General features: G+C 66.7%; 19 protein-coding genes. 11 read left to right on the top strand and 8 right to left on the bottom strand.

Features of this window, described 5'->3' with window-relative positions; translation table 11 throughout:
- Positions 1–8: 8 nt before the first annotated feature.
- From ACZ50Q_RS11325 to ACZ50Q_RS11350, 6 genes are all read left to right on the top strand, one after another.
- Positions 9–1,049, top strand: coding sequence for a metal-dependent hydrolase (locus tag ACZ50Q_RS11325; RefSeq protein ID WP_464081542.1), 1,041 nt, complete (start codon positions 9–11; stop codon positions 1,047–1,049).
- A gap of 137 nt (positions 1,050–1,186) precedes the next feature.
- Positions 1,187–1,954, top strand: a complete 768-nt coding sequence (locus tag ACZ50Q_RS11330) for an IclR family transcriptional regulator (RefSeq protein ID WP_464081543.1) — start codon at positions 1,187–1,189, stop codon at positions 1,952–1,954.
- Between the two features lie 99 nt (positions 1,955–2,053).
- The gene (pepE, locus tag ACZ50Q_RS11335; RefSeq protein WP_464081544.1) at positions 2,054–2,758 is read left to right on the top strand and encodes a dipeptidase PepE; all 705 of its coding nucleotides are present in this window, start codon (positions 2,054–2,056) and stop codon (positions 2,756–2,758) included.
- Positions 2,755–3,684, top strand: a complete 930-nt coding sequence (locus ACZ50Q_RS11340; protein ID WP_464081545.1) for a DUF1177 domain-containing protein — start codon at positions 2,755–2,757, stop codon at positions 3,682–3,684. Before pepE ends, ACZ50Q_RS11340 begins: the two co-directional genes overlap by 4 nt.
- Positions 3,681–4,370 (top strand): AroM family protein, encoded by a 690-nt coding sequence (locus ACZ50Q_RS11345; protein WP_464081546.1) that lies wholly within the window; start codon positions 3,681–3,683, stop codon positions 4,368–4,370. Before ACZ50Q_RS11340 ends, ACZ50Q_RS11345 begins: the two co-directional genes overlap by 4 nt.
- A 112-nt stretch (positions 4,371–4,482) precedes the next feature.
- Positions 4,483–5,472, top strand: a complete 990-nt coding sequence (locus tag ACZ50Q_RS11350) for a Bug family tripartite tricarboxylate transporter substrate binding protein (protein ID WP_464081547.1) — start codon at positions 4,483–4,485, stop codon at positions 5,470–5,472.
- 139 nt (positions 5,473–5,611) lie between these two features.
- On the opposite strand, the gene ACZ50Q_RS11355 is transcribed toward ACZ50Q_RS11350, so the two are convergent.
- From ACZ50Q_RS11355 to ACZ50Q_RS11380, 6 genes are all read right to left on the bottom strand, one after another.
- Positions 5,612–5,905 (bottom strand): contact-dependent growth inhibition system immunity protein, encoded by a 294-nt coding sequence (locus ACZ50Q_RS11355; protein ID WP_464081548.1) that lies wholly within the window; start codon positions 5,903–5,905, stop codon positions 5,612–5,614.
- Entirely contained in the window at positions 5,902–6,729 is an 828-nt protein-coding gene (locus ACZ50Q_RS11360) for an RNase A-like domain-containing protein (RefSeq protein WP_464081549.1), read from the bottom strand. Before ACZ50Q_RS11360 ends, ACZ50Q_RS11355 begins: the two co-directional genes overlap by 4 nt.
- Before the next feature lie 279 nt (positions 6,730–7,008).
- Complete coding sequence (gene coaBC, locus ACZ50Q_RS11365) at positions 7,009–8,205, bottom strand: bifunctional phosphopantothenoylcysteine decarboxylase/phosphopantothenate--cysteine ligase CoaBC (protein ID WP_092580284.1); 1,197 nt, start codon at positions 8,203–8,205, stop codon at positions 7,009–7,011.
- A gap of 158 nt (positions 8,206–8,363) precedes the next feature.
- Positions 8,364–8,894, bottom strand: a complete 531-nt coding sequence (lspA, locus tag ACZ50Q_RS11370; RefSeq protein WP_254792014.1) for a signal peptidase II — start codon at positions 8,892–8,894, stop codon at positions 8,364–8,366.
- Positions 8,895–8,896: 2 nt separating this feature from the next.
- Complete coding sequence (gene ileS / locus ACZ50Q_RS11375) at positions 8,897–11,758, bottom strand: isoleucine--tRNA ligase (protein WP_464081550.1); 2,862 nt, start codon at positions 11,756–11,758, stop codon at positions 8,897–8,899.
- A complete protein-coding gene (locus ACZ50Q_RS11380) occupies positions 11,748–12,713 on the bottom strand; it encodes a bifunctional riboflavin kinase/FAD synthetase (protein WP_092580288.1) in 966 nt (321 codons plus the stop codon). The genes ileS and ACZ50Q_RS11380 overlap by 11 nt, the downstream gene beginning before the upstream one ends.
- Before the next feature lie 125 nt (positions 12,714–12,838).
- Between ACZ50Q_RS11380 and purN the strand changes: the two genes are divergently transcribed.
- Positions 12,839–13,495 carry a phosphoribosylglycinamide formyltransferase gene (gene purN, locus ACZ50Q_RS11385; RefSeq protein ID WP_156902942.1) on the top strand — a complete coding sequence of 219 codons (657 nt, stop codon included), beginning with the start codon at positions 12,839–12,841 and terminating at the stop codon, positions 13,493–13,495.
- Positions 13,496–14,573: 1,078 nt separating this feature from the next.
- Positions 14,574–15,914 (top strand): RsmB/NOP family class I SAM-dependent RNA methyltransferase, encoded by a 1,341-nt coding sequence (locus tag ACZ50Q_RS11390; protein WP_464081982.1) that lies wholly within the window; start codon positions 14,574–14,576, stop codon positions 15,912–15,914.
- Here ACZ50Q_RS11390 and ACZ50Q_RS11395 read toward each other — a convergent pair.
- Together ACZ50Q_RS11395 and ACZ50Q_RS11400 are read right to left on the bottom strand one after the other, a co-directional pair.
- On the bottom strand, positions 15,898–16,278 hold the full coding sequence (locus ACZ50Q_RS11395; RefSeq protein ID WP_254792016.1) for a hypothetical protein: 381 nt from the start codon (positions 16,276–16,278) through the stop codon (positions 15,898–15,900). The genes ACZ50Q_RS11390 and ACZ50Q_RS11395 overlap by 17 nt on opposite strands.
- A gap of 341 nt (positions 16,279–16,619) precedes the next feature.
- Complete coding sequence (locus tag ACZ50Q_RS11400; RefSeq protein WP_464082053.1) at positions 16,620–16,796, bottom strand: hypothetical protein; 177 nt, start codon at positions 16,794–16,796, stop codon at positions 16,620–16,622.
- Between ACZ50Q_RS11400 and ACZ50Q_RS11405 the strand changes: the two genes are divergently transcribed.
- From ACZ50Q_RS11405 to ACZ50Q_RS11415, 3 genes are read left to right on the top strand one after another with little or no spacing between them, the layout of a single operon-like run.
- Positions 16,716–17,852, top strand: a complete 1,137-nt coding sequence (locus tag ACZ50Q_RS11405) for a DesA family fatty acid desaturase (protein ID WP_371467162.1) — start codon at positions 16,716–16,718, stop codon at positions 17,850–17,852. The two genes, ACZ50Q_RS11400 and ACZ50Q_RS11405, sit on opposite strands and share 81 nt — an antisense overlap.
- Positions 17,849–20,143: a UvrD-helicase domain-containing protein gene (locus ACZ50Q_RS11410; RefSeq protein WP_464081551.1), complete on the top strand. Its 2,295-nt coding sequence runs from the start codon at positions 17,849–17,851 to the stop codon at positions 20,141–20,143. Before ACZ50Q_RS11405 ends, ACZ50Q_RS11410 begins: the two co-directional genes overlap by 4 nt.
- Positions 20,144–20,148: 5 nt before the next feature.
- The gene (locus tag ACZ50Q_RS11415; RefSeq protein ID WP_076520370.1) at positions 20,149–20,454 is read left to right on the top strand and encodes a chorismate mutase; all 306 of its coding nucleotides are present in this window, start codon (positions 20,149–20,151) and stop codon (positions 20,452–20,454) included.
- Positions 20,455–20,516 lie beyond the last annotated feature (62 nt).

The raw sequence follows: 20,516 nt of genomic DNA on the forward strand, positions 1-20,516 counted from the left end.
GGAGAAACATGGATTCAGTTACACAGGCGGTGCTGGGCGCAGGCATTCAGGGCGCGATGCTGGGGCGCGTGCAGGGACGACGGGCTCTCTTCTATGGCGCGGCGCTGGCCACCGTGCCCGATCTGGACGTCCTGATGAGCTACCCGGACCCGGTATCGCTCATGACCTATCACCGGGGGTTTTCGCATTCGGTCTTCGTGCTGACCGCCGTGGCCATCGTGCTGGCCTGGCTGATCCGCAAATTCCGGCCCAACCCGGGCTACAGGGGGCGCCGATTGTTCCTGACGCTATGGCTGGTGCTGGTGACGCATCCCATCCTGGATTCGTTCACGGTGTACGGGACCCAGTTGTTCTGGCCGCTCGCGCTGACGCCGGAAAGCTGGTCGGCCGTCTTCATCATCGATCCGGTCTATACCGTGCCGCTCCTGCTGGGCGTCCTGTTCGCCTTTGCCGTCGGCATGACGCTTACCGCGCGGCGCGTGCTGGTGGCCACGCTTGCATTCAGCACCGCGTACCTGGGGTTCGGACTGGCGGGACGCATGGCGGCCGAGCATCGCGTACGCGACGCGCTGCAGGGACAGGGCATCACCGTGGGGGAATTGCGCGCCATTCCCATGCCGTTCAATACCCTGGTGTGGCGCGTGATCGCCAAGGACGGCAACGGCAGCTATTACGAAGCGGTCAGCAGCCTCTTTGACCGCGGTCCGCCAGAATGGGTGCGCCTGCCTCTGAATCCCGAGACAGGCCGCGCCCTGGCGGGCGTGCCCCTGCATGAACGCCTGCGCTGGTTCACGGACGATTGGCTGCGGTACGACGTGGTGGGCGACGCCCTGGTGGTCTCGGACCTGCGCATGGGCATGGCCGGGCATTACACGTTTCGCTTCAAGATGGCCCAACGCGCGCCGGATGGTGCCTGGACGGCAGTCACGCCTTCCGTCTGGCCGAGCGACCGGGGCGGCTGGAATGAATTCAAGCTGGTCCTGTCCCGCATCCTGGACGCGCAACCGCCGCTGCCCCTGGCGCAATGGGCAGAGCAGGCGACAAAGTAGGCCGCGCCCGCGCCACCCGATGCAGGCCCCCGCGAGTCGGGGGCTTTTTCTTGCGCCGCGCGTATTGACCGGTTTCCAGCGCTTGCATTATTCTTGTTCATTAATAAGGAACTGATGTTCCGTTTTATGGAACAAGAATGAGTATTCTCGATGGCGTCCAGCGAGTGCTTTCGCTCTATGCGGAAGGCGCGGCCGAACTGAGCTTCACCGAAGTCGCGGCGCGCCTGGCCATGCCCAAGAGCACGGCCTCGCGTCTGCTGAACCAGATGCAGCATTACGGGCTGCTCGACCAGGACGCGGCCACGCGCCGCTATCGGCCGGGCGCCATGCTGGCGCAGGCCGTGCGCGCCGGCATGGCCGCCACGCCGCTGGACGAGGCCTGCCGCGCCGTCCTCGCCCGGCTGTCCGACGACAGCGGGCTGACGGCCTATCTCTCCACGCTGAACCAGCGCGAAACCGTCGTGCTGCAGCGGCTGAACGGCTCGCATCCCGTGCAGGTGCTGTCGCCGCCCGGTTCGCGTCGCGCCGCCTCGGGCACGGCGATGGGGCGGGCGTTGCTGTCGCGCCTGACCGACACCGAATTCCAGGCCCTGTATGGCGCGGACCCCGCGCAGCCTCTGCCCGTCGAAGGGCGCGACTGCCCGGCCACCGTCGGCGATCTGGCGCACCGCTTGGCGCGTACGCGCGCGGACCATTGCGCCGTCGCGATCGACGAGGCCATGCCCGGGATCGGCGCCGTGGCCGCGGCGGTCCGTGACCCCGCCACCGGCGAAACGCGCGGCCTGTGCCTGTCGTTCGTGTCGTTCCAGGCCGACGCCGCCCGCGTCGCCGTGCTGCGCGAATCCGTGCTGCAACAGGTGGGGGCGCTGGGCCGCGAGCTCAACGATCCCTACTGGCTCACCTGACGATTCCCGGGACGCGACGGCATCGGCCGCGCCAGCCCGGCTTTCAGGCCGGCTTCCCGCCACCCGCTTCCAGAACCTTTTACCTATCGGACCTTTTCCATGAATCTTCTGCTCCTCAGCAACTCCAGCAGCGATGCCGGCTATCTGGTGCACGCCATGCCCGACATCCGCGAGCTGATCGAATCCCTGCCGCAAGGCGCCCGCGCGGTGTTCGTGCCCTATGCGGGCGTCACGCGCAACTGGGACGACTACACCGCGCTGGTCGCTTCGGCGCTGGCGGACACGGGGCTGGACATCCAGGGCCTGCACCGCGCGCAGGATCCGGTCGCGGCGCTGGAAGCGGCGGCGGTCATCATCGTCGGGGGCGGCAACACGTTCAACCTGCTGGGCCAGTTGCGCCGCCAGGGCCTGCTCGAGGCCGTGGCGCGCCGCGTGCGCGAGGGGGCGGCCTACCTGGGTTGGAGCGCAGGTTCCAACCTGACGTGTCCCACCATCTGCACCACCAATGACATGCCCATCACGGACCCGCAGGGCTTCGATGCGCTGGGCCTCGTGTCCTTCCAGATCAACCCGCACTACACCAATGCCCACCCGCCCGGGCATCGCGGAGAAACCCGCGCCCAGCGCCTGGCGGAGTTCTGCACCCTGAATCCCGCCATGCCCGTGCTCGGCCTGCCCGAAGGCGCCGCGCTGCGCGTGCGCGGCGACAACATCGCCCTGGTCGGCCCGCACGATGCGCCGCTCTTCCTGGGCACGGGCGAACCGCGCGTGTTCCGCCCCGGTCCGGTGGAGATCCCGGCATGAAGCAGGTGATCGACGTCATCGAATTGCTGTCGTCCGCGCATGTCACGGGCGAGGCGGTCGCGCAGGTGCTGCGCGACGCCGGCAATTGCGATGTGCAAGTGACGCGCCTCGAGCGCAACGGATTGTCGACGGACTTCCTGTCCATCGTCATCCCGGGCGCGGACGCGTCGGCGCCGCAACTGGGCATCGTCGGGCGGCTGGGCGGCATCGGCGCGCGCCCCGCCGTGACGGGCCTGGTCTCCGACTGCGACGGCGCCGTGGTCGCGATCGCTGCCGCGCTCAAGCTGATGGCGATGGCACGGCAGGGCGACGTGCTGCCCGGCACGGTCCGCATCCGCACGCACATCTGCCCGCGCGCCGGCACCCGGCCGCATCATCCGGTGCCGATGATGCGCTCGCCGTTTCCCATGCGCGAAATGATGTCGCACGAAGTCGACCCGCGCATGGACGCGATCCTGTCGGTGGACACGACGCGCGGCAACCGGCTCGTCAACAAGCGCGGCGTGGCGCTCACGCCCGTGGCCAAGCAGGGCTATCTGCTGCGTATTCCCGAGACCATGCTGGACGTGATGGGCTGGGTCAGCGGCGAACTGCCGGTGACGCTGCCTTTGACCACGCAGGACATCACGCCCTACGAAAACGGCCTGTGGCACGTGAATTCGCTCATGCAGCCCGCCATCGTCACGGACGCGCCGGTGGTCGGCGTGGCGCTGACGGCGCAGACCACCGTGCCCGGTTGCGCCACCGGCGTCACCAACGCGGTGGACGCGGATGTCGCCATGCGCTTCTGCATCGAGATCGCCAAGCTCTACGGCCAGGGCGCCATGACCTTCTTCGACGACACCGAATGGCGCGCGCTGCAGGCCCGCTACGGGTCGATGGCGCACCTGCAGACCGTGGGCCGCGAAGACGGAGCCACGCCATGAGCGCGCGCGCGCCGCGCCGCGTCGCGTTCTTCACCATCGGCCAATCGCCGCGCAGCGACGTCGTGCCCGAAATGGCGCCCGTGCTGGGCGCGCACGTGCGCATCGACGAGTTCGGTGCGCTGGACGGGCTGGACGCCGCGGGCCTGGCCGCGCTGGCGCCGCGTCCGCGCGAGTACCGTTTCGCCACGCGCATGCGCGACGGCTCCCAGATCGAACTGGACGCGGCCGCCGCCGAGGCGCGCCTGGCGGACGTGATGCGGCAGGCGGACGGCCAGGGCTACGACATCCTGGTGCCGCTGTGCACCGGCACGGCGATCGCGCCGATGCGCACGCTCGTGGTGGAGCCGCAGCAAGTCGTGGACCATCTCGTCGCGGGCCTCGCGCAGCACTGCCGCAAGGTGGGGCTGGTGGTGCCGCTGCAAGCACAGGTCGACGCGTTTCACATGGCCGTGCCGCTGGAATGCGAGACGCAGGTGGTGCATGCCTCGCCCTATGAGCCCGACGCGCAGCAGGCCGCGCGCAACTTCGAGGCCGCGGGCCGGGCTCTGGCGTCGTGCGACCTGATCGTCATGCATTGCATGGGCTATGCGCAGCGCATGCGCCAGGCGGTGGCCGAGGCATCGGGCCGTCCCGTGCTGCTGTCCAACCGCCTGGTCGCGCAGGCGCTTGCGCAACTACTGGAATAACGCCGCCGGACGCAATCCCGAAGCCCCGGCCGCGTCCTTTCGCGCGGTCGGTCCGGGCGAGCGGCGAGAGGAGACGAAGCCGACTTCGTCAATCATTGTTGGGAGTTTTTTCATGTTCAGCCGTACCCTGCACCGCGCCGCTGGCGCACTGTTCGCCGTCACCGCGCTGGCGGCCACCTCCGCCCATGCCGCCGACGCCTGGAAGCCCGCCAAGCCGGTGCGCCTGCTCGTCGGCTTTGCCCCGGGCGGCTCGGCCGATACGCTGGCCCGCCTGCTGGCCGAGCCGCTGTCCGCGCGCCTGGGCCAGCCCGTCGTGGTCGAAAACCTGGCCGGCGCCGGCGGCAACATCATGGCCTACCGCCTGAGCCAGGCGCCCGCCGACGGCTACACCATCGGTATCGCCGCGGCCGGTTCCATGGCCATCACCCATGTCCTCAATCCCAAGGGCACGAACTACAAGCCCGCCGATTTCACGCCGATCACGCTGGCCGCCGTGCAGCCCAACGTCGTCATCGTGAACAAGGACGTGCCGGCCAACAACCTGGCCGAACTGAAGGAGTACTTCCAGAAGACCCCGACCGCCACCTATGGCACCGCGGGCGTCGGCATCTCCAACCACCTGATCGCCGAGACCATGCTGTACAAGCTGGGTGTCAAGGTCCCGCACGCCGCCTACCGTGGCGCGGCGCCCGTGATCACCGACCTGCTCGGCGGCCACATCGCCATGACGATGGACAACATCTCCACCGCCGCGCCGCTGGCCTCGCAAGGCAAGGTGAAAGCCATCGCGGTGGCGTCGATCAAGCGCGCCGCCCAGTTGCCCAACGTCCCCACGCTGGACGAACAGGGCCTGAAGGGCTTCGACATGCCCACGTGGCAAGGCGTGTTCGCGCCGGCCGGCCTGCCCGCCGACGTGCTGGCCGCCTATTACGCGGCCCTGCAGGACGTGCTGAAGCAGCCCGCCGTCGTGGAGAAGATGTCCGGCCTGGGCTCCGAGCCCGTCACCGGCATGTCGCCGGAAAAGTTCTCCGCGTTCCTGGAAAACGACCGCAAGCAGTGGGCGGACATCGTCAAGGCCGCGAACATCAGCCTGGAGCAGTAGGCCTCGCGGGCGGCTTGCAAGCCGCAAGGCAACACGAAGCCTGAATACAAGAGCCCCGGCCGGAATCTCCGTGCCGGGGCTTTTATTCTGTGTAGCAAGTCGCGCGGTCAGCGCAGTTGGCTGGATCGATCCGACCGACCTATCCGAGCAATACTCGCTTCAATGCTTCAAAAAACTCTGGAATGGTATACCCGCCTGCGGCAGGATTGAACGATCCCCAGTTCTCCTTGAATACCGCCGCCGATCTCGGCCCAAACTCGGCGACAAATTTGTCCATCTCAAGACAGGCTTGTACAACCTTTTCGGGACTGGCCTCCTGCTTATAGCAAAGGGCAACGTCCTCTATCGTCTCGCCAAACAGGTCATAGTCTTGATGGAAGTACCCAGCAAGCAGTCCGTTCAGCGCCGAATACTGTTCCAGGTTCACGGTCATTGAAGTTCCAGATAGGCAGTTAACACGAAGTATGGCATTCCGTTGTAGGGCCTTTTTTTCAGTACGATTTTCACAGTGCGACCCTGTACAAGGTTAGTCGCACCCCGGACTAATACGACCCCAAGATTCCCGGACGCTGGCCCAAGCAAATCCAGCGTTTCTCCATCGGGAGCGGTCGCCGCCCATCTGGCCACCCGGTCAGCGTTAACGCGCATTAGTCTGTTAATTGCGGTTTCCGCGTCTTGAACGGAGTGGAAGGTCGACACCTCATCCAGGTAAGGCTGCGTTGTCAACCTAGCTTCCAGGTGCGCCTTCGTTTTTCCTACGTGCCTGGCAATGGTATGACCTCCCAGTCCACCAGCCACGTTGGCCTCGTGCCTGGACAACGAAATGCGCCCGGCGACGATACTCGATACCCGTACGGCCTTGATCGCGCCCGCAAAGCATGCAGGCACGCCGATTTCGGCGGCGATGCCCAGCGCCTGACCCGACCCAGGCGTCGCACCAAGTCTTGAGGCCAGTTCCGCAATGCCGGTCTCTGTTAAGGACCGAGTCTGCTGTCCGGTCCAGAGTTCTCGCAGACCTGTTGATGCGGTGTCTATGCCGTGTCCACCCAACAGCACGCAGCCGGCTTTGGTGAGGCCGGTAGGCTCCGGCACGGCGCATAGCGCTGCGCCGCCCAGCATTTCCGCCACACCCCCCGCCAAGGCAAGGGAGCCCCACAATCTGTTCGATAACGTCGATTCACTGCTGACCGACTCGCCTTGCAACATCGCCGCCAACTGCACTGGCGTGAGCACAATGCGAATGCCTGACTCGTCCATCTGTGCACCTCACTCTTTCGACAGAGCGACAAATGTCACGAGAATCTCAATCGGTGTCGATCAGCACTGTCTGATGTGCACGCTGTCAGCCGCCAGGCATCGACCCGGAATCTGCCATTCCAATGTCACGATTGCCAGTTTGCGCTGGCAAGCAGTCGGCGTGTCTAGCGCGGGCGCCATCATGAACAAACCCTCCGTTTTATGGGAGGGTTTGTCAGTAGCCAGAATATCCGCGCTGGCGCGTTTCGTGTCGTGCGGAACGGTCCCTGCCGGCGCAGTCTAAACCGGCATGCGCGCCGCGATTTCCGCGATGAGGCGGCGCGCGGCGTCCAGCTTGTCGCCGGCCGGCAGCGGGTGCGTGCCCTGCGCGTCGAACAGCACCAGCTCGGTGGTGTCGGCGTCCATGACCTTGTGCGCAAGGTTGCCGACCAGCAGCGGGATGCCCTTGCGCGTGCGCTTGGCTTCCGCGTGTTCCGCCAGCTTTTCGGTTTCGGCCGCAAAGCCCACGCACCACGGGCCGTTTTCGAGCTTGGCGACTTCGGCCAGGATGTCCGGATTGGGTTCGAATTCCATCAACGGCGCGCCGCCGCCTTCGCTGGTTTTCTTCAGCTTTTGCGTGCTGACGTTCTTGACGCGCCAGTCCGCCACCGCGGCCACGGCGATGAAGATGTCGGCGTCGCCGACACTGGCCATGACGGCATCGTGCATCTGGCGGGCGGTGGTGACGGGTAGCGCGGTCACGCCGCGCGGAACGGGCAGGAACGTGGCGCCGGTGATCAGGGTGACGCGGGCGCCGGCCTCGCGCGCGGCGCGCGCCAGGGCGTAGCCTGTCTTGCCGGAAGACCGATTGCTCAGCACGCGCACGGGGTCCACGGGTTCCGACGTGGGGCCGGCGGTCAGCAGCACGTGGCGGCCGGCCAGCAGCTTGGGCTGGAAGAAGGCGATCAGGTCGGTCAGCAGCTCATGGGCCTCGAGCATCCGGCCGTCGCCGGTTTCGCCGCAGGCCTGTTCGCCCGCCGCGGGGCCCAGCACGGTGACGCCGTCAGCGCGGAGCTGTTCGACGTTGCGCTGCGTGGCCGGGTTGGCCCACATTTCGCGGTTCATGGCGGGCGCCACCAGCAACGGACAGGCGCGCGCCAGGCACAGCGTGGACAGCAGGTCGTCGGCCATGCCGTGCGCCAGCTTGGCCATGAAGTCGGCGCTGGCGGGCGCGATCAACACGGCGTCCGCGCCCCGCGTCAGGTCGATGTGCGCCATGTTGTTGGGCACGCGCGCGTCCCAGGCGTCCACGAACACGGGCCTGCCGGACAACGCCTGCATGGTGACGGGCGTGATGAAGTGCGTGGCCGCCTCGGTCATCACGACGTCGACGGTGGCGCCTTGTTCGGTCATGCGCCGCACGAGCTCGGCGATTTTGTAGCAGGCGATGCCCCCGGTCAGTCCGAGGACGATGCGTTTGCGGGCGAGATCGAGCATGAGGACGGGGCGGCGGGTTCAGCGCCGCGAAATCGAGGAATTGAGGGGGATTTTATTCTGCATTGCCGCATCGCGCCGTTCGTCATGCCTTCAGGGGGCATCAAACCAGACAAAAGCCGCGGGCGGCCGGGCAGGGGGCGCCGGGCCCCCTTGCGCCGTCAGGCTTGCGGTTTGCGGGCGCGCAGCAGTTCGTCCAGCACCAGCAGCACCGCGCCGCAGGTGATGCCGACGTCCGCCAGGTTGAAGGCGGGAAACTGCCAGTCTTTCCAGTAGAACAGCAGAAAGTCCACCACGTGGCCATACACCACGCGGTCGATGACGTTGCCGATGGCGCCGCCCAGGATGAGCGTCAGCGCCAGGCTGAAGCGCGGCTGTCCGTGCGTGCGGCGCAGCATCCAGACGATGACGACCGCCGCCACGCAGCCCAGCCCGGTGAACAGCCAGCGCTGCCAGCCTTCTTCGGACGCCAGGAAGCTGAACGCAGCCCCGCGGTTGAACACCAGCGTGAAGTCGAAAAAAGGCAGGACGTTGACGCGTTCGCCGTACTGGAATGCCGTGTTGAAGTAGACCTTGGTCAACTGGTCCAGCACGATGATCAGCAAGGCCAGCGCCAGCCAGCCGCCCACGCGCGCCGGCGCGGGCCGGGCGGGGGCGGCGCCCGTCACCCCGTGTTCGGAGGGGCGGGCCATGTTCAAGCCTTGTCGCGGGCTTCGCCCGAGCCGAACAGGTTGGACACGCAGCGGCCGCAGATCTCGGGATGATCCGCGTCCTGGCCCACGTCAAGGCGCCAGTGCCAGCAGCGTTCGCACTTCTTGTGGCCCGACGGCGTGACCTCGATGCGGGTCTCGCCTTCGCTCGCGTGCACGGTAGCGCGCGAGACGATCAGCACGAAGCGCAGGTCGTCGCCCAGGCTGGCCAGCAACTGCTGGTCTTCGCCATTTGCGTACAGGTCCACTTCGGCCTGCAGCGACGAACCGATGTCCCCGGCCGTGCGTACTTCCTCCAGCTTGCGCTGGACGTCGGCGCGGATGGCGCGCAGGCGCGTCCACTTGGCCGAAAGGGCTTCGGCGTCGGCAAACGGCGGCAGCGCGTGGTAGACCTCGGTGAAGATCGTCGTGCGGGCCGCGTCGGCCTGATTCTTGAGCGCGGAAGCCACCAGTTCCTTCCAGGCCTCTTCGGCCGTGAACGACAGGATGGGGGCCATCAGCTTGAGCAGCGTCTGCGTGATGTCCAGCAGGGCCGTCTGCGCCGAGCGGCGGGCGCGGCTGTCGGGGGCCGACGTGTAGAGGCGGTCCTTCAGGATGTCCAGGTAGAACGCGCCCAGATCTTCCGAGCAGAACGTCTGCAGGCGCGAGACGGCGGGATGGAAGTCGTAGCGTTCGTAGAAGGCTTGCACTTCGGACTGCATCTGCGCGGTCATGGCGAGCGCATAGCGGTCGATTTCGAAGAGCTCGCCGTAGGGCACGGCCTGCGACACCGCGTCGAAATCAGCCAGGTTGGCCAAGAGGAAGCGCAGCGTGTTGCGGATGCGGCGATAGCCTTCCACCACGCGCTTGAGGATCTCGTCCGAGATGGACAGCTCGCCCGAGTAATCGGTGGACGCCACCCACAGGCGCAGGATTTCCGCGCCCAGCGAGTCGGACACCTTTTGCGGGGCGATCACGTTGCCCACCGACTTGCTCATCTTGCGGCCCTGGCCGTCCACCACGAAGCCGTGCGTCAGCAGGGCCTTGTAGGGCGGCTGGCCATACAGCATGCAGCCGGTCAGCAGCGACGAATGGAACCAGCCGCGATGCTGGTCCGAGCCTTCCAGGTACAGGTCGGCCGGCCAGCCCAGCTCCGCGCCGTGCGAGCCGGCGAATTCGCCGTCCTTGCCGCCCAGCACCGTGGCGTGCGTGCTGCCCGAATCGAACCACACGTCCAGCGTGTCGCGGTTCTTTTCGTACATGTCGGCCTCGTCGCCCAGCAGCTCGCGCGGGTCCAGGCCTTGCCAGGCCTCGATGCCGCCTTGCTCGACGCGCTGCGCCACCTGCTCCAGCAGTTCGGAGGTACGCGGGTGCAGTTCGCCGGTTTCCTTGTGCACGAAGAAGGCCATCGGCACGCCCCACTGGCGCTGGCGCGACAGGGTCCAGTCCGGACGGTTGGCGATCATGGCGTGCAGGCGCGCGCGGCCCCAGGCCGGGTAGAACGCCGTGGCGTCGATGCCGGCCAGCGCCGATTCGCGCAGCGTGGGACCGCCATCCTTGGGGGCCACGTCCATGCCCGCGAACCATTGGCTGGTGGCGCGGTAGATGATCGGCGTCTTGTGGCGCCAGCAGTGCATGTAGCTGTGCTTGTGCTTTTCGACGTGCATCAGCGCGCCGGCTTCCTTCAGGGCCTCGACGATCTTGGGGTTCGCGTCCCAGATCGACAGGCCGCCGAACAGCGCCAGGCTGTCCACGTACTTGCCGTCGCCCATCACCGGGCTGATGAAGTCGGTGTCCTTCATGCCGTGCTCTTTGCACGACACGAAGTCCTCGATACCGTAGGCGGGCGCCGAGTGCACCACACCGGTGCCGGAGTCGGCCGTCACGTAGTCGCCCAGGTAGACGGGCGCCTTGCGATCGTAGGCCGCATTGAACTGCGCCAGCGGATGGCGGAATTCGATGCCCGACAGCGCCTCGCCGGGCGCCGTGGCGATGACTTCGCCTTCCAGCTCCCACGACTTCAGGCAGGCTTCGACGCGTTCCTTGGCGATCAGCAGCAGGGGGCCGAACTTGGGCGCCGGCGACACGCGCACCAGGGCGTATTCGATTTCCGGATGCACGTTCAGCGCCTGGTTGGACGGAATGGTCCAGGGCGTGGTCGTCCAGATGACGATGGCGCCGTCGTCCACCGAGTCCAGGCCGAACGCGCCAGCCAGCTTGGCATGGTCGGCAAACGGGAAGGCGACGTCGACGGCCGGGTCCACGCGGTCCGCGTATTCCACTTCGGCCTCGGCCAGCGCCGAACCACAGTCAAAGCACCAGTTCACGGGCTTCAGGCCGCGGAACACGTAACCCTTGTCCAGGATGCGTCCCAGCGCGCGGATCTCGTCGGCCTCGTTGCTGTAGTTCATCGTCATGTACGGACGATCCCACTCGCCCAGCACACCCAGGCGCTTGAAGTCCTTGCGCTGGCGGTCGATCTGCTCGAGCGCGTAGGCGCGGGCCTTGGACTGCACTTCCGCCACCGGCAGGTGCTTGCCGTACTTCTTTTCGATCTGGATTTCGATGGGCATGCCGTGGCAGTCCCAGCCCGGCACGTAGTGCGCGTCATAGCCGGCCATGTTGCGGCTCTTGACGATGATGTCCTTCAGGATCTTGTTGACCGCGTGGCCGATGTGAATGTCGCCGTTCGCATAGGGCGGGCCGTCGTGCAGCACGAAGCGCGGCCGGCCGCGGCTGGCCGCACGGATCGCCTGGTAGACGTGGTTTTCCTCCCATTGCGAAATCCAGGCGGGCTCGCGCTTGGCGAGGTCGCCCCGCATGGGAAAGGGGGTGTCGGGCAGGTTGAGGGTCTTTTTATAGTCCATGAACGGCAAAATAGGCGCGCGCGTTTCGCGCGTCTTCGGCGATGGCGGCAGTCAGGGAAGGGAGGTCAGGAAATTTTTCTTCGTCCCGCAACTTTTGCAGGAATTCGACGCGTACGAGTTTACCGTATGCATTGAGGGTCTCGCCGAGCAAGTGCGTCTCGAGCAGCACGCGGCCGCGGTCCTCGACCGTCGGGCGCACACCCAGGCTTGCCACGGCGGGCAATGCCCGGTCGGCCAGGCCGTGGACCTGGACCACGTAGATGCCCGAGCGTGCCGCGCATCTTTCGGCCACCCGCAGGTTCATGGTGGGATAGCCCAGCGTGCGGCCCAGCTTCTGGCCGTGGATGACGTGGCCGCTGATATGGAAGGGGTGCCCCAGCAGATGGCGGGCGCGCTCCAGGTCGCCGACCGCCAGCGCGGTGCGCACCTCGGAACTGGAAATGCGATGCCCCTGCCGGTCCGTCACGTCCGCCAGCGTCTGCACCTCGAAGCCGTGCATCATGCCGGCTTCACGCAGCAGGTCGATATCGCCGCTGCGCTTGTGGCCGAAGCGGAAGTCCTCGCCGACCAGCAGCCACTTGGCCTGCAGGCCCTGCACCAGCAGCTGTTCGATGAAGGCGTTGGCGGACATCTCGGCCAGTCGCGAATTGAACCGCTCCACCACGACCTGCGTAATGCCGTAGCGCGCCAGGGCGGACAGCTTGTCGCGTAGGCCGGAAATGCGGGTGGGCGCCAGTTCGGGGCGCTGGTTCAGGGCAGCGAAATATTCCCGCGGGTGCGGTTCGAAGGTCATCACCGCAGGCGCCAGCCCCCGTTCGCGCGCGACCTGGCAGACGCGGGCGAGCATGGCCTGGTGTCCGCGATGGACGCCGTCGAAATTGCCGATTGTCAGCGCGCAAGGGGCGCGCCGGTCAGGCGGGGGAAGGGATCGGTAGATGCGCAGCGATGGTTTCACGAGCGAGAGTTTACAATTTTGGATTACGGGTTTGTTCCTATCCCGCCCGCGCCGGCCGTTCCGCGCGTCCGGCGAACCGCGGCGGACCCGTCCGAATTGCCTTGGAATTGTTCATCTTGCCGGAAATATCTTCTACCAAGCGCCGTCTCGTCATCCTGATTTCGGGACGGGGCAGCAACATGCAGGCGCTGGCCCAGGCCTGTCGCGACGAGGGCTGGCCGGCGGAAATTGCCGCGGTCATCGCCAGCCGTCCCGACGCCGCCGGCCTCGATTGGGCCGCGGGGCAGGGCATCCCCACGGCAGCCCTGTATCACAAGGACTACGCCAGCCGCGAAGCCTTCGACGCCGCGCTCGCCGCCGAAGTCGACCGCTACGCGCCCGATTACGTCATCCTGGCCGGATTCATGCGGGTCCTGACGCCCGGGTTCGTCAATCATTACGCCGGCCGGCTGGTGAACATCCATCCGTCGCTGCTGCCGGCATTTCCGGGCCTGCACACCCATGCGCAGGCCCTGGCGACCGGTGTGCGCGTCCATGGCTGCACCGTCCATTTCGTCACCCCGGTCCTGGACCACGGTCCCATCATCGCCCAGGGCTGCGTGCCGGTGCTGGCGGGGGACACACCGGAATCGCTGGCCGCGCGCGTGCTGGCTGTGGAACATAAGGCTTTTCCGGCAGCCGTGCGCTGGCTGGCCGAAGGGCGGGTTACCCTGACCAGCGACCATCGCGTGGACGTCAAGGGCGACCCAGCCCGCTTATTCTCCTGGTCGCCGGCCGCCTGATCGGCCCAGAATCGCATTTATCGGACGGAACACCTCCGTCCCACTGGAATACACCATGACTAAACCCCAATCCCCGCGTTCCCGCCCGGCCGGTTCCTTCGGAGCAGCCACGGAAGGGCGCGACGGCCGGTCCTTTTTCTCGCGCCCCAAGGGCGATGCCCGCAAACCGGTGTCGCGCGATCTGGCCGAGCCCGCTGGCCGCGCCCGCGAAGAGCGCGGCCAGCGCGGCGACAGCCGCGGCAGCGAGCGCGGCTCGTACGCCCAAGACCGGCGCGAAGGCCAGGGCCGCCCGGATTCCCGCCCATCCTTCGGCGGCCAGCGCGGCGACAGCCGTGGTGACGATCGCGGTTCCTACGGCCAGGATCGCCGCGAAGGCCAGGGCCGCCCGGATTCCCGTTCGTCCTTCGGCGGCCAGCGCGGCGACAACCGCGGGGGCGAGCGCGGTTCCTACAGCCAGGATCGCCGCGAAGGCCAGGGCCGCCCGGATTCCCGTTCTTCCTTCGGCGGCCCGCGCGGCGATAGCCGGGGCAGCGATCGCGGCTCCTACGGCCAAGATCGTCGCGAAGGCCAGGGCCGTCCGGACTCGCGCCCGTCCTTCGGCGGCCAGCGCGGCGATAGCCGTGGGGGCGAGCGCGGTTCCTACAGCCAGGATCGCCGCGAAGGCCAGGGCCGCCCGGATTCCCGCCCGTCCTTCGGTGGCCAGCGCGGCGACAGCCGTGGGGGCGAGCGCGGTTCCTACAGCCAGGATCGCCGCGAAGGCCAGGGCCGCCCGGATTCCCGCTCGTCCTTCGGCGGCCCGCGCGGCGACAGCCGAGGCAGCGACCGCGGCTCCTACGGCCAAGACCGTCGCGAAGGCCAGGGCCGCCCGGATTCCCGCCCGTCCTTCGGCGGCCAGCGCGGCGACAGCCGCGGCACCGACCGCGGTTCCTACGGCCAGGATCGCCGCGAAGGCCACGACCGCCCGGATTCCCGCCAGGCCTTTGCCGGCCAGCGCGGCGAGCATCGTGGCGGCGACCGCGATCACGCGCCGCAAAAAACCCAATTCAACCGTCCCCGCCTGTCCCACGCGGCCATCCGCATCGATCAGGTCCAGCGTGTCCTCGGAGAAATCCTGCAATGGACCTATCCGGCCGACGCGTCGCTGTCGCACTGGCTGCGCCAGCACCCGAACCTTGGCGCGCGCGACCGCTCCGAGGTCGCCGAGGCCGTCTACGACGTGCTGCGCCACCTGCGCCGCTACCGCCAGTATGCGGAAAGCGGCGTCGGCCCGGCCTCGCGCCGTCTGGCCATCCTGGGCTTGAATGCGACGCTGGGCGCCGAAGCCCTGCAAGAGGGCATGGACGGCGCCGAGGCTGAATGGCTCCAGCGTGTTGCGCGGATCGACGTGGCCACCTTGCCCCGCGCGGTGCGCGGCAGTATTCCCGACTGGCTGGATGAGCGCCTGAGCGCCATGGACAGCCCCGAGACGCTGGTCGAGGCGTTGAACCGCCAGGCCTCGCTGGACCTGCGCGTGAATCCGCTCAAGGCCGAGCGCGACGCCATGCTGGCCGAATTGCAGCAAAGCGCGGGCCGCTACGCGCCGACCGCCATGCCGTATTCCCCCTGGGGCATCCGCATGGAAGGCCGTCCTGCCATCAATCGCTGGCCCCAGTTCGAGAACGGCAGCATCGAGGTCCAGGACGAAGGCAGCCAGTTGCTGGCCCTGTTGGTCGCCCCGCGCCGCGGCGAGATGATCATTGATTTCTGCGCGGGCGCGGGCGGCAAGACGCTGCTCCTGGGGGCGTTGATGCGTTCGACGGGCCGACTGTACGCCTTCGACGTGTCGGCGGCCCGCCTGGCGCGCGCCAAGCCGCGCTTTGCGCGCAGCGGTCTGTCGAACGTGGTGCCCGTGGTCATCGACAACGAGAACGATGCCCGCGTCAAGCGCCTGGCCGGCAAGGCCCAGCGTGTGCTGGTCGATGCGCCTTGCAGCGGCATCGGCACGCTGCGCCGCAATCCGGACCTGAAATGGCGCCAGCACCCCGAGGCGCTGGCCGAACTGGGCCAGTTGCAGGAGCGCATCCTGAATAGCGCGGCGCGCTGCGTCGCACCGGGCGGTCGCCTCGTCTACGCCACGTGCAGTCTGCTGGCCGAGGAAAACGAGGTGCAGGCCGAGCGTTTCCTGGCCAGCCACCCGGATTTCGAGCGCCTGGACGCGGCCGAAATCCTGGGCGCCCGTTGCGAGACCTTGAAACTGGAAGGTCCGTACGTGCAACTGCGCCCGGACCTGCACGGCACCGACGGCTTCTTTGCGGCCGTGTTCGAACGCCGGAAAAAGGCTGCCGCAGCAGACGACGGCGCCGCGGCCGAAGTTGAGGCCGAAACTGCCAGCACGGAAGCCGCCGCTGAAGACGAAAGCGGGGTCAAGGACCCGGCGTGACGCCCACGGTGGCGCTGTAACGGCGGGTTCCGATCGTCTTGTTCTGGTACTTCACTTCCCAGGACAGCGTATCGGAGCCCGGCTGGTCCGCCTGGTAGACCACCTGCGCCACCGGCACGGATTTGTATGCGCAACGCCCGGAGTCGTTGGATTGCCCGCGCGTCTGCATGATGCTGGCCTTGCCCAGCGTCGGCATCCGGGTGATCGACACGCGCGGCGCCCGCAGCGCCAGGCAGTCCGATCCGCGAATCTCATAGTAAGAGGCCAGGACCGCCACGTCCCCCGATTTCAGCGTTTGCGCCGAGGCGAGGACCGGCAATGCCAGGCCGAGCGCGGCCAGGGCGGAGAAAAAACAGTGACGCATTGTATTGACAGCCATCAGTGGGACAAATGAGACAGTTTGGCGGGCGAAAGGGGGCCAGTGTGACCCGGTATCGTGGCGTCTTCAAGACTGCCGCCCCGCCTGACAGGAACTTTAATCGCGCAATGTAGCCAAAATAGGGTGCCGATGCGAATGCCCGGGCGTTCCGGGCGGGGCAAAACCCCGTTTGCCTCGGCACTGGCCAAGGTTCCGGGCGCGCTTCCGGCACGCAGAGTGCGGCTTTTTGCTCAAAACCGCGTCTTAGTCCTTGATTTCTCTCAATAACTATTTTGAAACTAGATTGTCATCAGACGGCTAAGGTAAGCTAAACTTTCAGCCACTTCTCAAGCGAGGCTCATAACAGCTATATGGATTACATCCTCTCCTTCATTGCCGGCGGCCTGACCCAAGCGACTTGGTGGCAGATCGTCGTTTTTACTTTGGTCGTGACGCACATCACGATTGTTGCGGTCACGGTATTCCTCCATCGCAGCCAAGCGCACCGCGGTCTGGATTTGCATCCGGCTGTCATGCACTTTTTCCGCTTCTGGCTCTGGATGACGACCGGCATGGTCACCAAGGAATGGGTGGCCATTCACCGCAAGCATCACGCCAAATGCGAAAAGGAAGGTGACCCGCACTCGCCCATGCTGTTCGGCATCTGGAAGGTTCTGTTCCGCGGCGCGGAACTGTACCGCGAAGAATCGAACAACAAGGAAACCATGGCCAAGTTCGGCCACGGCACGCCGGACGACTGGCTCGAGCGCAACGTCTACAGCAAGCACAGCCTGTGGGGCGTGCTGACCATGCTCGCGATCGACATCGCCCTGTTCGGCGCCATCGGCGTCACGGTGTGGGCAGTCCAGATGGCATGGATCCCGTTCTGGGCGGCAGGCGTCGTCAACGGCATCGGCCACTATTGGGGCTACCGCAACTACAACAGCCCGGACACCAGCACCAACGTGTTTCCGTGGGGCATCGTGATCGGCGGCGAAGAACTGCACAACAATCACCACGCCCATGGCACGTCGGCCAAGTTCTCGGCCAAGTGGTACGAATTCGACATCGGCTGGTGCTACATCAGCATCCTGAAGTTCTTCGGCCTGGCCAAGGTCAAGAAGGTCGCGCCCAAGCTCAAGCTGGACGACTCCCGCACGGGCATCGACCTGCGCACGCTGCAAGGTGTCATCACCCACCGCTACGAGGTCATGGCCCGCTATGCGGACGTGATCAAGAGCGCTGCCCGCGAAGAACTGGCCAAGCTCAAGGCCTCGCGCCAGGAAGGCAACGCCGAGTGCGGCTATACCAAGCTGCACCGTGTGCGCCGTGCCATCCACCGCAACGAAGAAATCCTTCAGCCCGAGCAACTGGCCGCCGTGGACAAGGCCATCGCCCAGAACAAGTCGCTGTCGACGCTGGTGCAGATGCGCCGCGAACTCGGCCGCATCTGGGAAAGCTCCAGCGCCAGCAGCGAACAGCTTCTTCACGACCTGCAGGCCTGGTGCCAGCGCGCCCAGCAAAGCGGCATCGCTGGGCTTGAGCAGTTCGCTCAACATCTGCGCCGCTACGCGGCATGATGCTAGAGAAGCTCAACCCTGAACAACGCGCCGCAGTAACGTTAGAACCGCAGCACGCCCTGGTCCTGGCCGGGGCGGGCAGCGGCAAGACCCGGGTGCTCACCACCCGCATGGCCTGGCTGATTCAAACCGGCCAGGCTTCGCCTTTTGGGCTTCTGGCGGTCACGTTCACCAACAAGGCCGCCCGCGAGATGCTGGCGCGCATGTCGGCCATCCTGCCGATCGATACGCGCGGCCTCTGGATCGGCACGTTCCACGGCCTGTGCAACCGCATGCTGCGCGCGCATCATCGCGATGCCGGCCTGCCGCAGAGCTTTCAGATCCTCGACGTCACCGACCAGCTTGCGGCCATCAAGCGTCTCATGAAGGCCAACGGGGTGGACGACGAAAAGTATCCGCCCCGCGATGTGCAGCGCTTCATCAATGGCGCCAAGGAAGAGGGCCTGCGGCCCGGGGACGTCGAAGCCTACGACGCCCATCGCCGGCGCCTGATCGAGATCTACCAGCTCTACGAGGCCCAGTGCCAACGCGAGGGTGTGGTGGACTTCGCCGAGCTGCTGCTGCGCGCCTATGAATTGCTGTCGCGCAACGCGCCGGTGCGCGAGCACTACCAACGCCGATTCCGCCACATCCTCGTCGACGAGTTCCAGGACACCAACACGCTGCAGTACAAGTGGCTGCGGCTGCTGGCGGGCGGCGGGGCGGCCATCTTCGCCGTGGGCGACGATGACCAGTCCATCTATGCGTTCCGCGGCGCGAACGTCGGCAACATGGCCGACTTCGAGCGCGATTACGCGCACGGCACCGTGATCCGCCTGGAGCAGAACTACCGCTCCTACGGGCACATCCTGGATTCGGCCAACGCGCTCATCGGACACAATTCGGGCCGCCTGGGCAAGAATCTCTGGACCGACCAGGGCGAGGGCGAGCCCGTCCGCGTCATCGAGCAGCCCTCCGACGGCATGGAAGCGCAGTGGATCGTGGACGAAATCCGTTCCCTGATCCACGAAGGCAGCGATCGCCGCGAGATCGCCGTGCTGTATCGCAGCAACGCCCAGTCGCGCGTCATCGAGCACGCCATCTTTTCCGCCGGCATTCCCTACAAGGTCTACGGCGGCCTGCGCTTTTTCGAACGCCAGGAAATCAAGCACGCGCTGGCCTACCTGCGCCTGATGGCCAATCCGCACGACGATACGTCGTGGATGCGGGTGGTCAACTTTCCCACGCGTGGGATCGGGGCGCGCACGCTGGAGCAGCTTGCCGATGCCGCGCGGGCGCACGATACCAGCCTGTATGGCGCGGTGGCGTTGGTCGGCGGCAAGGGCGGATCCAATCTCGCGCAGTTCGCGCAGCTGATCCACCGGCTGATCGCAGAAACGCGCGACCTGCCGCTACCCGAAATGGTCGAGCACATGCTCGAGTCCAGCGGCCTGAACGCCCACTACAAGGCCGAGCGCGAAGGCGCCGAGCGGCTGGAAAACCTGAACGAACTGATCACGGCCGCAGCCGTGTTCGCCTCCGAGGAAAACTACGACGGCCTGCCGGCCGGCGTGGTGCCCGACCACGACACCTCGTCCACGCTCATGCCGGGCGTGGTCGATGCGCCGGCGGTGGCGGGCGAGGGCCTGACGCCGCTGGCTGCGTTCCTGTCGCATGCGGCGCTCGAGGCGGGCGACAACCAGGCCCAGCAAGGCCAGGATGCGGTCCAGCTCATGACCGTGCATGCCGCCAAGGGCCTGGAGTTCGACGCCGTGTTCATCACCGGCCTGGAGGAAGGCCTGTTCCCGCACGAGAACAGCATCCTCGAACCCGCGGGGCTCGAAGAAGAACGCCGCCTCATGTACGTGGCGATCACGCGCGCGCGTCAGCGCCTGTACATCAGCCTGGCGCAAAGCCGGATGCTGCATGGCCAGACGCGCTATGCCATGCGTTCGCGCTTCCTGGACGAGATTCCCGAGCAGCACCTGAAGTGGCTGACGCCCAAGGCCGGGCTGGCGCCGGTCAGCGCCACGGGCGCGGGCTGGGGCGGCGGCAATCGCGGCGATGCCTTTGGCCGCAAGCCGACCAACACCATTGCGCCGCGTCAACCCCGTGGGGTCGCGACGGGCGTCACGGTGGGCGACAAGCAGTATCGTGTAGGTCAGGGCGTCCGTCATGCGCGGTTTGGCGACGGCACGATCATCGGCCTGAGCGGCGCGGGACAGGACGCCCAGGCGGAAATCCACTTCCGCGACGTCGGCGCCAAGACCTTGGCGCTGGGCATCGCCAAGCTTGACATTGTTCAGGGGTGACACATATGGCCAACGACGATTCCCCCAAAGCCGAGTTGGCGTCGCTGCGCGCCGAGGTCGACGAGATCGACCAGCAGATCATGCTGTTGCTGGGCGTGCGGTTCCGTTGCACGGACATGATCGGCGAGCTGAAGACGAACCATGGCATGGACCTGGTTGATCCCAAGCGCGAAGCCCAGCAGATCGAGCGCATCCGCCGCCTTGCGGTGGAGGCGGGCGTTCCGCCCGACCTCGGCGAAGCCATCCTGCGCGAAGTGATCGACACCGTGATCGACCACCATACCCGCCTGCGCGAGCGTCCGTACTCGTAATTGCAGGCAGCGCCCGATGCTTGGCGTGCCAGGCATCGGGCGTCGGCGGCCTCTGGACGGCC

The organism is Achromobacter sp. T5-5 (genome assembly GCF_055397965.1).

Coding starts and splice junctions, on each gene's coding strand:
- ACZ50Q_RS11350 (WP_464081547.1), top strand. CDS start 4,483: ATGTTCAGCCGTACCCTGCACCGCGCCGCTGGCGCACTGTTCGCCGTC.
- lspA (WP_254792014.1), bottom strand. CDS start 8,894: ATGGCCCGCCCCTCCGAACACGGGGTGACGGGCGCCGCCCCCGCCCGG.
- coaBC (WP_092580284.1), bottom strand. CDS start 8,205: ATGCTCGATCTCGCCCGCAAACGCATCGTCCTCGGACTGACCGGGGGC.
- ACZ50Q_RS11325 (WP_464081542.1), top strand. CDS start 9: ATGGATTCAGTTACACAGGCGGTGCTGGGCGCAGGCATTCAGGGCGCG.
- pepE (WP_464081544.1), top strand. CDS start 2,054: ATGAATCTTCTGCTCCTCAGCAACTCCAGCAGCGATGCCGGCTATCTG.
- ACZ50Q_RS11400 (WP_464082053.1), bottom strand. CDS start 16,796: ATGCAAATCCAGACCGCGGTGCGCTTGGCTGCGATGGAGGAATACCGT.
- ACZ50Q_RS11340 (WP_464081545.1), top strand. CDS start 2,755: ATGAAGCAGGTGATCGACGTCATCGAATTGCTGTCGTCCGCGCATGTC.
- ACZ50Q_RS11415 (WP_076520370.1), top strand. CDS start 20,149: ATGGCCAACGACGATTCCCCCAAAGCCGAGTTGGCGTCGCTGCGCGCC.
- ACZ50Q_RS11330 (WP_464081543.1), top strand. CDS start 1,187: ATGAGTATTCTCGATGGCGTCCAGCGAGTGCTTTCGCTCTATGCGGAA.
- ACZ50Q_RS11395 (WP_254792016.1), bottom strand. CDS start 16,278: ATGCGTCACTGTTTTTTCTCCGCCCTGGCCGCGCTCGGCCTGGCATTG.
- ACZ50Q_RS11360 (WP_464081549.1), bottom strand. CDS start 6,729: ATGGACGAGTCAGGCATTCGCATTGTGCTCACGCCAGTGCAGTTGGCG.
- ACZ50Q_RS11355 (WP_464081548.1), bottom strand. CDS start 5,905: ATGACCGTGAACCTGGAACAGTATTCGGCGCTGAACGGACTGCTTGCT.
- ACZ50Q_RS11410 (WP_464081551.1), top strand. CDS start 17,849: ATGATGCTAGAGAAGCTCAACCCTGAACAACGCGCCGCAGTAACGTTA.
- ACZ50Q_RS11345 (WP_464081546.1), top strand. CDS start 3,681: ATGAGCGCGCGCGCGCCGCGCCGCGTCGCGTTCTTCACCATCGGCCAA.
- ileS (WP_464081550.1), bottom strand. CDS start 11,758: ATGGACTATAAAAAGACCCTCAACCTGCCCGACACCCCCTTTCCCATG.